This window comes from Proteus faecis (genome assembly GCF_030286765.1).
GTDB lineage: Bacteria > Pseudomonadota > Gammaproteobacteria > Enterobacterales > Enterobacteriaceae > Proteus > Proteus faecis.
Genome location: NZ_JASVWV010000001.1, coordinates 777623 through 790283 on the forward strand (window position 1 = coordinate 777623; position 12661 = coordinate 790283).

Sequence of the window (12661 nt, forward strand, 5' to 3'; positions counted from 1 at the left end):
GCTTTAGCTCTCAAGGAACCTTTAAGTACTGTCTTACAGTATTTAAAGGTGCCTTACTATTTTTACCGCAAACGCCTAACTTAGTTTTTCCATTAACCGCCCTAATTATTTTAGGGCGGTTATTATTTTATGCACTACGTTTTAATAACATTGACTTAATATGACCAATCGCTTTTGTTGGATTAAGTCCTTTAGGGCATACGCTGACACAGTTCATGATGCCATGACAACGGAACACACTGAACGCATCATTAAGATCATCAAGACGAGATTCAGTTTCTGTATCACGACTATCAATCAAGAAACGATAAGCCGCTAACAGTCCGGCAGGTCCGATAAACTTATCTGGATTCCACCAGAATGACGGACAAGAGGTTGAACAACAAGCACAAAGGATACAGTCGTAAAGCCCATCAAGCTTTTCACGCTGTTCTGGTGACTGTAAGTTCTCACGAGCAGGAGGATTCTTGCCATTATTAATTAAATACGGACGAATTTTCTCGTACTGTGTATAGAACTGAGTCATATCCACTATTAAATCACGAATCACTGGTAAACCAGGTAACGGTCTGATCACAATTTTCTTACTTCCTTTCTGTAAAGATGAAATAGGTGTGATACAAGCCAAACCATTTTTACCATTCATGTTCACACCATCAGAGCCGCAAACACCTTCACGACAAGAACGACGGAACGATAAGGTAGGATCTTTTTCCTTTAATTGAATTAATGCATCCAACAGCATCATGTCACGCCCTTCAGGAACTTCGAGGGTGTAATCTTGCATATGCGGCGCATTATCAACGTCGGGATTATAACGATAAATCGAAAATTCAAGTTTCATATTTAAGTCTCCGCAACTTCAATAACACCGCTAATTAATATGTACGCACTTTTGGTGGGAAAGCTTCACGCAGTTTCGGCTGCATATTGACTTCACGTCGTGTCATTGTTTCGGTTTGCGGTTGATATAATGTATGGCATAACCAGTTCGCATCATCACGTTCTGGGAAATCGAAACGGCTATGAGCGCCACGACTTTCTGTACGGAAGTTTGCAGATACCGCTGTGGCATAAGCCGTTTCCATCAAGTTATCTAACTCTAAGCATTCAATACGCTGTGTATTGAATTCACTTGAATTATCATCCAGTCGTGCATTTTGTAAGCGCTCACGAATCACTTTCAGTTCTTCTAAGCCTTTTGCCATTGCATCACCTTCACGGAATACCGAGAAGTTATGTTGCATACAAGATTGCAGTGCTTTACGGATTTCAACTGGATCTTCACCAGAACGGTTATTTTCCCAGCGATTTAAGCGAGTTAATGCTGCTTCAATATCAGAATCGCTCGCATCACGCATTGTACCTTGTTCCATCAGTGACTCTTTTAAGTGCACTCCCGCTGAACGGCCAAATACAACGAGGTCTAACAGCGAGTTACCACCTAAGCGGTTTGCACCATGAACAGATACACAAGCAATTTCACCCACTGCGAACAGCCCAGGAATAACAACATCTTCGCCTTTTTCGTTCACACGAATAGCTTGTCCCGTCACTTTGGTTGGGATCCCCCCCATCATATAGTGACAAGTAGGTATAACAGGAATTGGTTCTTTAACTGGGTCAACGTGTGCGAAAGTACGAGAAAGATCAAGAATACCCGGTAAACGAGACTCAAGAACTTCTTTACCTAAGTGATCCAGTTTTAATTTCGCATGAGGTCCCCAAGGGCCATCACAACCACGACCTTCACGAATTTCGATCATAATAGAACGCGCAACCACATCTCGGCCGGCAAGATCTTTGGCATTTGGTGCATAACGTTCCATAAAGCGTTCACCGTCTTTATTTAACAGATATCCACCTTCACCACGACAACCTTCGGTCACTAATACGCCTGCACCCGCAATCCCCGTTGGATGGAATTGCCACATTTCCATATCTTGCAGAGGAACACCTGCGCGAACTGCCATCCCCACACCATCACCCGTGTTGATATGCGCATTTGTGGTTGATTGGTAAATACGCCCCGCACCGCCAGTCGCTAAAATAGTGGCATTGGCTTTGAAGTAAACGACTTCACCCGTTTCGATACAAATTGCTGTACAACCAACAATGTCACCATCTTGGTTTTTCACGAGATCCAGTGAATACCACTCTGAAAAAATGGTTGTATGATTTTTTAAATTTTGCTGATAAAGGGTATGCAATAATGCGTGCCCAGTACGGTCAGCAGCAGCCGCTGTACGCGCAGCTTGTTCACCACCAAAGTTTTTTGACTGACCACCAAATGGACGCTGATAAATACGACCATCATCGAGTCGAGAAAATGGGAGTCCCATATGTTCCAGCTCTAAAATTGCTTCTGGGCCGGTTTTACACATATATTCGATAGCGTCTTGGTCACCAATATAATCGGAACCTTTTACTGTATCGTACATGTGCCATTCCCAGTTATCCTCATGGGTATTACCCAGTGCAACAGTAATACCACCTTGAGCAGAAACGGTATGAGAACGAGTAGGAAAAACTTTAGAAATCAGTGCACAAGACAGACCCATTTGAGAAATCTGTAAAGCGGCACGCATACCGGCACCACCAGCACCAATAACAACAGCATCAAACTCTCTTACTGGCAGATTCATTACACACCCCACACCACAATTGTTCCATAAATAAGATAAACCAACAGCGCAACAACAATAATCAGTTGTAAAGTCAGGCGTAATGCCAGCGGTTTAATATAGTCCGTTAACACTTGCCACATTCCGATCCACGCGTGAATAAGAATAGAAAGCAAGGTCAAGATGGTGAACACTTTGGTTAAGGATGAGCTAAAGAACCCACGCCATACCTCATAGGTTATTTCTGTTGTAGCAATAAATCCCACAAGATAAAGAACATATAAAACGATAATGATGGCTGAAGCACGAAGGAATAACCAATCCTGTATGCCAGTACGGCCTAAAGTAGAAGAATTACTTACCATACTAATACCCCCGCCAATATTGATAAAATAACGGTAATAACCATTGATGCAGCCGCTGAGTTGCGACCAACAATCAAGGTTTCATCAATAAAGCCGAAGTCCATCAACATATGACGAATACCACCACAAATGTGATACGCCAATGCCGTTAGGATGCCCCACAAAATAAATTTTGCGAAGAAACCAGTCATAATTTCAGCAGCTTGCTGAAAACCTTCAGGAGAAGAGAGAGAAGTACCAAGTAACCACAGTAAGATACCAACTGCGACTAACATGATAACCCCAGAGACACGATGCAAGATCGATGCGATAGCAGGGAGTGGAAACTGTATCGTCTGTAAATCCAGATTGACAGGTCTTTGTTTTTTCACAATTTATGCCCACACAGCTTTTATAATTTTTCCTTCCTCCGGACCTGGATGGAAATCAAACAGCGAATGGGGTACAAAGGCACATTTTAAGTAAAATGTTAAATCCGTCTATTTTACAAAAAGTGTGGATTCGTTACGCTGGTTCTCCATACAACAACGGTTCCGGAGACCTGCGCGCAGTATAAGTGCTTCACAAACTTATTACAATTACCACACAACTTGTGTGCCCGACATTTGCCTCGAACAGTGAGAAGGATCACTATTTAATACATCCGATGCAAAAATGATTATCATTTTTGACACATACACAACATTTTTATTACATTTACTGCATTAATTTAATGTTTATGTTTTTTTTGTGCGCAAACACGCTTCCAGAAACCTCAAACTTATGTAAAAGTGATAGCAGTACTAATTCTAAGTGCATTGCATAAAAAAGCACCTAAAAAAACATAACATCAAAAGCTCCTTAACATAAGTGACACACTATAGACCTAGATATTACGGGCATTAAGTAAAACTCGGCTGGGTACCTTACATCAACTATAGTTTCACTATCGAAGTGCATCTTTATGAAGATACCCTCGACTTTGTTAGGAGACATATAAGCGCTAAGGAGATTATAAATGGCTGATAACAAAGCTAAGCTAACGATTGCTGAAACATCTGTAGACTTGGACGTTCTATCCCCTACACTCGGTTCCAAAGTTATTGATATTCGTACTCTCGGCTCCAAAGGTTATTACACCTATGATCCCGGCTTTACCTCAACCGCCTCTTGTGAATCAAAGATCACCTTTATTGATGGTAATAATGGCATCTTACTTCACCGTGGTTTCCCTATCGGACAATTAGCGACTGAATCAACCTACTTAGAAGTCTGCTATATCCTGTTATACGGCGAAGCACCGACACAGGAGCAATACGATAAATTTAAAACCACAGTAACGCGTCACACCATGATCCATGAACAAATTACCCGACTGTTCAATGGATTCCGTCGTGATTCACACCCAATGGCCGTACTGTGTGGTGTTACAGGTGCTTTAGCTGCGTTCTATCACGATGCATTGGATGTCAGTAATCCGGTTCACCGCGATATTACGGCTTATCGCCTTCTTTCTAAAATGCCAACAGTGGCAGCGATGTGTTACAAATATTCGATTGGTCAACCTTTCGTTTACCCAAGAAATGACCTCTCCTATGCAGGCAACTTCTTGCATATGATGTTTGCAACACCATGCGAAGAGTATGTTGTTAACCCAGTACTTGAACGCGCAATGGATAGAATTTTCATCCTTCACGCAGATCACGAGCAAAATGCTTCAACTTCTACTGTGCGTACAGCTGGCTCTTCTGGTGCAAACCCATTTGCATGTATCGCAGCAGGTATCGCGTCACTTTGGGGACCGGCTCACGGTGGTGCTAACGAAGCTTGTCTACGTATGTTGGAAGAGATCAAAACGGTTGAACACATTCCTGAATTTATTAAACGAGCAAAAGATAAAAATGACTCCTTCCGTTTAATGGGCTTTGGTCACCGTGTTTACAAAAACTACGATCCTCGTGCGACAGTAATGCGTGAGACCTGTCATGAAGTGTTAAAAGAATTAAACCTCAATGACAGTTTACTTGAAGTGGCAATGGAATTAGAACGTATTGCTCTAAACGATCCGTATTTTATTGAGAAAAAACTCTACCCTAACGTTGACTTCTACTCAGGTATTATCCTTAAAGCGTTAGGTATCCCATCCAATATGTTTACTGTTATTTTTGCTATTGCCCGTACAATTGGTTGGATTGCTCACTGGAATGAAATGCACGAAGATGGTCTGAAAATTGCGCGTCCTCGTCAACTTTATACTGGTTATGATGAGCGCGATTTCAAAAGTGAAATTAAAAAGAAATAATTGATTTTTTTATTAATTATCTTTGTTAAGCCCCGTTTAAATCGGGGCTTTATGTTTTTAAGTTATCGATAAAATCGATCAATTTTTCAAATATTCTTGCGGTGTTTGCCCTGTCATTTTTTTGAAAAAGGTAATAAAGGCACTGTCACTGGCAAATCCTAATATCTGGCTAATATCAACATAGCGATGATGGGTAGATAATAACTCAATAGCTTTCATTAATCGCCATTGCTGGCGCCATTGTTGATAGCTCAGCCCCGTTTCTTTGTAAAATAAACGTGTGATTGTTTTTTCACTCGCCCCCACGTACTTAGCCATTTCTTGTAGTGCTGGCGGTAAATCATCAAAGGATAAACGGCTTAGTCGCCTATCTTTAGGCATAAATAAATGATTAGGTTGCCGCGGTGCTTGAGCGATTTCATCAAAAAAAACCGCCAATAAATTGGCATAGCGCCCTTCTTCCCACTGAGTATCAAAATCAGCAATAGAAATTCGTTCTAATACTTCTCGTAAAAGAGGTGAAATCGTTAAGATCTCACTCTCACTTGGAAAATTATCATGTAACTCTTCACTAATATAAACTGAACGATATCCAACAGAGGCATACATTTCGACTCGATGCTCAAGTCTCGGAGGGATCCACGCAATCCTCATTGGAGGTAATACAGAAATACGGGAAGCCAAAGTAATTCTCATGCATCCTGACTGCGTAAATAATAATTGCCCTCTATCATGAGAATGAAACCCTGAGTCGTGCTTTCCCATTTCTGCCGCAATACCTACGACCGGTGCAAGATGTTCTTCTGGCACAAAGTGGTCGTATTGATTAAGCCAAGCCATCACTTGTCCTATTTGAAAAACAATATGTCTTTATATTTATAACAAGACATTTATTATCTCTGTATTCTGTTCATCAAGATTTAAGGATTTAGGATAAAAAAGATGAACAAAAAACTCTCTTTATGGTTAGCAATTGCGTTAATGATGTTTCCACAAATTGCAGAAACCATTTATAGCCCAGCACTTACTGATATTGCAAACGGCTTTCATGTGAATGCAAACGAAGCTGGACAAACACTTTCGCTCTATTTTTTTGCGTTTGCTTTGGGCGTCATTATATGGGGTCGATTATGTGATGTCATTGGTCGCCGCCCAACAATGTTAGCTGGATTGTTTATTTATGCGATTGCTTGTCTTGGCGTTTTTATGACACAAGATTTTTCAGTCTTACTTGGATTACGCATGCTTTCCGCTTTTGGTGCAGCAGTAGGTTCAGTGGGCACTCAAACTATTATGCGTGATGTGTATAGTGGTGATGAACTGGCTAAAGTTTTCTCTGTTATGGGAGCCGCTATCGCACTAAGTCCAGCAATTGGGATGTTAAGTGGTTCATTATTAGTGAGTTATACGGGCTATCAAGGTGTGTTTAGTGGACTAGCCTTTCTCGCTATAATTTTACTGTTATGGAGCGCCGTCGCTTTACCTGAAAGTCGCCCTGAAACAATAAAAACAGCACCACTCGGAGAAACTGCAATAAAAATGCTTAAAGATAAGCAAATTGCTAAAACAGTATTATTAATTGCCTTTTTTAATATCAGCCTCTTTGCTTATTATCAATTAGCACCTTTTATGTTTGATAAACAAGGTTATAGCGCGAGCACTTTTGGTTATAGCGGTATTGTATTAGCAATAGGTGTCGGTATTGGCTCTTATATTAATAAAGCACTATTAAATCATCATTGGCAATGTGAAAAATTAGTTTTACTCGCAAGTTTTATTGCATTAGTCAGTGCCATAGGTGTTTATTTATTACGTAGTCACATTAGCTTTATTATTCCAATGATGACCAGCGTTATTGCTTATGGCATTGCCATTCCAAATATCTTAGCTACCGCATTAGCACAATATAAAGATCGTTTGGGCACAGCGGGAGCGTTATTAGGCTTGTTCTACTATCTGTTAATTGGCGGTGGGCTTGCACTGGCAGGATGGGGACAAAGTTTAGCGATAACGTTACTCATTTGTAGCATCGGTTCCTTATTGTTGTCTTTTTCTCGCCAAACGGCTAAATAATAAACTTATCCCGTACTCCTTAAAGGTACGGGGTTTTCTCTTACAATTGATCTTATTTTTTAATCAATTTCACTAAGGGTTAACGCTTATTTCGCTTAACAGACAATTCTTAATCTTGTTCAATCCCACAAAAAATGCCTTTATTATCATTTCTTCGTTTTTAGCACTTTTTCCTGATATACCCTTTTATATAAGGACAAGTTGAACATTAATAAAGATTAGTGATTTTATTTAGTGTTTATCTCTATAAATTTAACCAATATTATCTCTTGCCTTTATTTATTATAACAATAATCAAATTGTTCGTTACGCTGTTTCATGGTAAAAAAAACTGTTTATCCATACATAGCTTAAGGAACTGGCGTGATAAAAAAAATCTTAGACATTTTCCCACTTTTTGGGAAAAAAGACGTCGCAATTACTGAAAAACATCTCCAAGAATCACTGGTATTGCTTGCAATATTTGATGAGAGTTTGCCTAAACGTACATTAAATTATGTACTTACAGGTGAAAATCCGGAGATCCTTTTCGAATTAAATCAGCTGGATGCTTCAAAAGCGGCGGTTTACTTTGATAAACCTGGCACATTAGAGTGGTGGTATGCTCACAATGTGAATACAGGTCAATATAATAAAGTCATCACTCAAGGGCTGAATGCACGACACAAACTCTATTCTAAAGTCGGCGATAGCTTTTCAGCAGAACAAGTTGCACGTTATGGTAAAGTTCTAGCCGCAGCTTGCCAAGATATCAATATTAAAATCACCACAAAAGAAGTGCCATCTTGGGTGCTTTATCTTTTAATTGATGTGTTTTACAACACTTATGATAATGCGCGTAATCTCAATTTAGAGCATCGTAAACATTGGAATATGGAATTTATCGCTAATATGGTTGAAAAAGAAGCCAATATTGCGGGAGAAAAAGCCTTATTCGCTGTGTTTGATAGAAAAGATATTTCTGAATACTATGCTTCTAATCTTAAGCGTATCTATGAATTAAGTGATTTAAAAGACTACCTACTTTCACATCAAGAATTTGTTAGAACAGAATTAATTGAAAAATTGTCAGCAAATGGCTTAGTTGAATTAATTAATTACCTCAATAAAAATACCGTATTACGTGACACTTTTGCTGACATTATTGTGTTACTTGCCACCAGTAGCTTAAAAACCGTTAAGAAAACCGCAGAACCAATTTTAATCACCTTACCACCTGAAATTGTTAAAGAAAATCTTACCCATGTTTTAATGAATGGTACGCCAAAACAACGGACGCAGGCCGCAGATTTATTTGCACGCCAAGGTGAAAACCGCGATGTACTTGAAGAAGCGTTAAAACATGAAACTTCAAAAGCGGTAATAAAAAGTATTGAAAGCGCCCTGCTACGTTTTAATGTTGCAGAAGATGCCAATGCCGTAGAGGCAATTGAGACTCCTGATTTCACGCCATTAGAAGACATACCATTACCTGATAGCGTTCGCGATATGATGGTCAATAACTTCAATGAGCTCTTGGTCAAAGCCAAAGAAAATGCTGAACGTGAAATTGAAGAAAATAAAACAACTAAACACACTTATAATTGGGCACAACGACATTTAAGAGATTTAAATAAAATTGATGAAAAACAATGCCGTGCAATAGTAGATAAATTGAATAGTGGCCAAGGTTCTATTCAGTCAAATGAAATTCAAATCATTAAATATAAAAATCGTGTTTTAAATTTACCTGAATATACGCTATTCCATGCTGTGCGTGTAATCGCAAATAATCGCCAACATGCTGACCACTTCTCCTCTCATTATTTTAATGGCGAAATTCCTGAACGCTTATTTAGTGATATTGAATTACGTCACCTTGAAGATGTGCTACAACGTTGTAATTTTAAAAATGCAACCCGCCTGACTGCTGCATTATGTTTAGAATCTTATGAGGATGGTTTAAAACGCTTCCGTAAACCAGAGCAAGTTTGGCCTTTCTTCTCTCAACATCCAGATTATATCGCTGAAGCCCTGAATTTAATGCCAAATCAAAGTGAGCATCGTTATCGCCAGTTTGAAATTTCACAAGGCATTAAAGTATTAAGTCTTTTTCCTACCATTCCCGCACAATTCGTGCCTCGAATTATGGAATTGGCATTAGGTGAAAATAAAATGCACCGCGTTTCAGCTCAGAATTTACTTGAAACACTGCCAAATATTCATACAAGAGCACAAGAAGGTTTATCTTCTGCGAAACAAGAAATTCGCGTTACCACCATTGAATGGTTGGCTCGTTTAAAAAATCCAGAGTCATTACCTGCACTAAATGCCTTATTGAAAAAAGAGAAACGTGAAATAGTACGAGCCTCTTTATTAACAGCGTTAGAGCAACTTGGTGAAGATATCTCAAGTTATTTATCACCAAAAACCTTATTAGCTGAAGCTGAAAAAGGCCTTAAAGCTAAAGCACCTGCAAGCCTCGCTTGGTTTAACTTTGATGCTATTCCTGCATTAACATGGGAAAACAAAAAAGCAGTTGATCCAGCAATTATTCGTTGGTGGATTATTCTGGCAGTAAAACTAAAAATGCCAGGAGGAAACGCGTTATTACAACGTTATATCGGCCTGCTTTCTACTGATAGTCAACATAAACTTTCAAGCTTTATTCTGCATACCTTTGTTGCTCAAGATATTAAAGGTCCAACGCTTGAAGAAGCGATGGTAGAAGCACAACGTGAAGCTCCGGGACGTTTAAGCAATTATCAAAACTGGGCGAAGCGTTATCCTGAATATTACGCTAAATATGAAAACTACACTTTAGAGCAAGTGATTGAAGAGATTAAAAACGAGGTATTACGTCGTTATTTAGGCTCAGCAATCAGTGATAAAGGTATGTTAGCGCTTATCTGTGGTATTGAAGGCCATGTTGCGGTATCTGTATTACGTAACTATATGCGTGATCACTATCAGCGTCGTGCGCAAATTGAAGCGATGATTGATGCCGTAGCATCAAGCAATGATCCGATTATCATTCAGCTTCTTCTGTCATTATCTCGTCGTTATCGTACTGCATCAGTGCAAGAAAAAGCGCGTAACTTAGTCACGCAAATTGCTGAACGTAATGGCTGGAGTTCAGATGAATTAGCGGATAGAACCATTCCAACTGCTGGCTTTGATGATACTGGTACATTAGTGCTGGAATACGGTGAGCGTACCTTTACTGCGAAGATGGATGCAAAACAAAAACTAGTCTTGTTTAATCCTGAAGGGAAAGAAGTTAAAGCCTTACCTGCTGCGCGTAAAAATGATGATCCTGAGCTTATCAAAGAAGCGAAAAAACTCTTCACTTCAAGCAAAAAAGAACTTAAACAAGTTATCGAGCTACAAAGTGTGCGCTTATATGAAGCGATGTGTGCTCAACGTCAGTGGTTAAGCGCGGATTGGCAAGAATATATCTTAGCTCACCCAATCATGCATAAATTGATTGAACAATTGGTTTGGCAAGAAGTGAAAGATGGCAAGGTTATCAATACATTCCGCCCTTCTGATGATGGTGCATTGCTTGATCTAGAAGATGATGAAGTGACTTTACAAAACGATTCGTTGATCCAGCTTGCTCATGCAGCATTAGTTAATGAAGATGAGCGTAAGGCATGGATGGCTCATTTTAAAGATTACAAAGTGAAATTCTTGTTCTCTCAAATGGAGCATAAGATCCCTGAGTTAGATCTGAAACAAACTGAAGTGGAAGATAGAAAAGGTTGGATCACAGACACATTCACTTTACGCGGTATTTTAACCAAAATGGGTTATCAACGAGGCCCAGCAGAAGATGGTGGCTCGTTCTCGCACTATTACAAATTCTTCTCTAGTTTAAACTACTACGTGAATATCGGTTTCAGTGGTAGCTATGTACCAGAAGAAAACATTCCTGCTGTCTTATTTGATTTGAGCTTTGAGAAAAATCAGCAAGATTACTGGGATCGTAATAATGTTGAGCTAAAAGATGTACCCCCCATTCTATTAGCAGAAAGTTATGCCGATTATCTAAAAGTCGCTGAAGCTTGTGCAGGATTTGATCCTGAATGGGAAAAGAAAACACCTTGGTAAAAGATAGGGATAATTAGGAAAGAATATGGCTAAAAAAGCACCCGCAGATCAACAAGCAATTAGGGAAAGCGCTGAGATTCGATTTGCTCAAGAGTTAGAACGTTTAACAAAAGCTGATGCTAATAATCCTAAACCACAAGGATGGCTTCGCTCTCCTCGTGCTGTACGCCAATTTATTTTAGGTGATGATGCACTAAACATCACACCTAAGTTTTTTGGCGACGATGCATTGGTTGATCGCGCGATTGTCACATTGTTGGGTAAACAAGGTTTAATGCTAGTTGGTGAACCTGGTACAGCAAAATCGATGCTCTCTGAGCTTTTTGCTGCCGCTATCAGTGGTGATTCAGGATTAACGATCCAAGGAACAGCTGGCACAACAGAAGATCATATTAAGTATTCTTGGAACTATGCTTTGCTATTAGCAGAAGGTCCAACAGAACGCGCTTTAGTGGGATCACCGCTTTATCAAGGTATGTTGCAAGGCAAAATAGTTCGCTTTGAAGAGATAACCCGTTGCCCTCCTGAAATTCAGGATGTTTTAGTTTCCTTGATGTCAGAGAAACAATTGATGATCCCTGAAATGGGTGATGGTGCACGTATTAGTGCGAAACCGGGATTTAACCTCATTGGTACTGCAAACTTACGTGATCGCGGTGTTCATGAAATGTCTGCCGCATTAAAGCGACGTTTTAACTTTGAAACCGTGAAACCTATTCGTGATCCTGCATTTGAAATTAGCTTGATCCAATCACAGCTGGAAAATGAATTAGGCTCTTTAGCAAATGAAGTCACTGTACCAGCAGATGTTGTGGAATTACTGGTCACAACATTCCAAGAGTTACGCTCAGGTAATACTAAAGATGGTGGCAATATCAAAACACCAGATGCGGTTATGTCAACTGCAGAAGCCGTGAATATTGCTTATGCTTGTGCCTTAGAAGCGCATTATTTAGGTGACGGTGTGATGAATGCAGGTGCAATTGCCCGTCAATTAATCGGTGTTGTATTAAAAGACAATGCTGATGATATCAAGCGTATTCGTTATTACATGGACAACGTCGCCAGAGAGAGAGCAAGAAACAGTAAAGAGTGGAAAGCTTTCTTTGATGCATCAAAAGAGTTTTGGCAATAAAACGCTAAGGCTCGTGGCTACATACTAAAATATGTTATTTATCTATTAAAGGCAGAGTTAACTCACTCTGCCTTTTCACCCAAAAAAGGGA

Annotated in this window: 9 protein-coding genes; 4 read left to right on the forward strand and 5 right to left on the reverse strand. The window is 39.6% G+C overall.

All coding sequences use genetic code 11. The annotated features are described in order from the left end of the window. Nucleotides 1-127: 127 nt before the first annotated feature. Genes QSH13_RS03680 through sdhC form a run of 4 tightly spaced genes read right to left on the reverse strand, consistent with a single transcriptional unit; the run spans nucleotide 128 to nucleotide 3363 of the window. Nucleotides 128-844 carry a succinate dehydrogenase iron-sulfur subunit gene (locus QSH13_RS03680; protein WP_006537662.1) on the reverse strand — a complete coding sequence of 239 codons (717 nt, stop codon included), beginning with the start codon at nucleotides 842-844 and terminating at the stop codon, nucleotides 128-130. Between the two features lie 34 nt (nucleotides 845-878). Then, a complete protein-coding gene (gene sdhA / locus QSH13_RS03685; RefSeq protein ID WP_006537663.1) occupies nucleotides 879-2645 on the reverse strand; it encodes a succinate dehydrogenase flavoprotein subunit in 1767 nt (588 codons plus the stop codon). Further along, the gene (gene sdhD / locus QSH13_RS03690) at nucleotides 2645-2989 is read right to left on the reverse strand and encodes a succinate dehydrogenase membrane anchor subunit (RefSeq protein WP_006537664.1); all 345 of its coding nucleotides are present in this window, start codon (nucleotides 2987-2989) and stop codon (nucleotides 2645-2647) included. The genes sdhA and sdhD overlap by 1 nt, the downstream gene beginning before the upstream one ends. Further along, a complete protein-coding gene (gene sdhC, locus QSH13_RS03695) occupies nucleotides 2983-3363 on the reverse strand; it encodes a succinate dehydrogenase cytochrome b556 subunit (protein ID WP_129586864.1) in 381 nt (126 codons plus the stop codon). The genes sdhD and sdhC overlap by 7 nt, the downstream gene beginning before the upstream one ends. Nucleotides 3364-3986: 623 nt before the next feature. Here sdhC and QSH13_RS03700 point away from each other — a divergent pair. Further along, a complete protein-coding gene (locus tag QSH13_RS03700; protein WP_109398141.1) occupies nucleotides 3987-5270 on the forward strand; it encodes a citrate synthase in 1284 nt (427 codons plus the stop codon). Between the two features lie 78 nt (nucleotides 5271-5348). Here the strand turns inward: QSH13_RS03700 and QSH13_RS03705 are convergent, their stop codons facing one another. Then, nucleotides 5349-6110, reverse strand: coding sequence for an AraC family transcriptional regulator (locus QSH13_RS03705; protein ID WP_196543928.1), 762 nt, complete (start codon nucleotides 6108-6110; stop codon nucleotides 5349-5351). A 102-nt stretch (nucleotides 6111-6212) separates the two neighbouring features. Between QSH13_RS03705 and QSH13_RS03710 the strand changes: the two genes are divergently transcribed. The 3 genes from QSH13_RS03710 to QSH13_RS03720 all read left to right on the forward strand — a co-directional run bounded on the left by QSH13_RS03710 (nucleotide 6213) and on the right by QSH13_RS03720 (nucleotide 12570). Beyond that, complete coding sequence (locus QSH13_RS03710; protein ID WP_196543929.1) at nucleotides 6213-7343, forward strand: multidrug effflux MFS transporter; 1131 nt, start codon at nucleotides 6213-6215, stop codon at nucleotides 7341-7343. A 363-nt stretch (nucleotides 7344-7706) separates the two neighbouring features. Further along, a complete protein-coding gene (locus tag QSH13_RS03715; RefSeq protein WP_286038835.1) occupies nucleotides 7707-11435 on the forward strand; it encodes a DUF4132 domain-containing protein in 3729 nt (1242 codons plus the stop codon). Between the two features lie 25 nt (nucleotides 11436-11460). Beyond that, nucleotides 11461-12570, forward strand: a complete 1110-nt coding sequence (locus QSH13_RS03720; RefSeq protein WP_286038836.1) for an ATP-binding protein — start codon at nucleotides 11461-11463, stop codon at nucleotides 12568-12570. Nucleotides 12571-12661: the final 91 nt, after the last annotated feature.

Coding starts and splice junctions, on each gene's coding strand:
- QSH13_RS03680 (WP_006537662.1), bottom strand. CDS start 844: ATGAAACTTGAATTTTCGATTTATCGTTATAATCCCGACGTTGATAAT.
- sdhA (WP_006537663.1), bottom strand. CDS start 2,645: ATGAATCTGCCAGTAAGAGAGTTTGATGCTGTTGTTATTGGTGCTGGT.
- sdhD (WP_006537664.1), bottom strand. CDS start 2,989: ATGGTAAGTAATTCTTCTACTTTAGGCCGTACTGGCATACAGGATTGG.
- QSH13_RS03700 (WP_109398141.1), top strand. CDS start 3,987: ATGGCTGATAACAAAGCTAAGCTAACGATTGCTGAAACATCTGTAGAC.
- QSH13_RS03705 (WP_196543928.1), bottom strand. CDS start 6,110: ATGGCTTGGCTTAATCAATACGACCACTTTGTGCCAGAAGAACATCTT.
- QSH13_RS03710 (WP_196543929.1), top strand. CDS start 6,213: ATGAACAAAAAACTCTCTTTATGGTTAGCAATTGCGTTAATGATGTTT.
- QSH13_RS03720 (WP_286038836.1), top strand. CDS start 11,461: ATGGCTAAAAAAGCACCCGCAGATCAACAAGCAATTAGGGAAAGCGCT.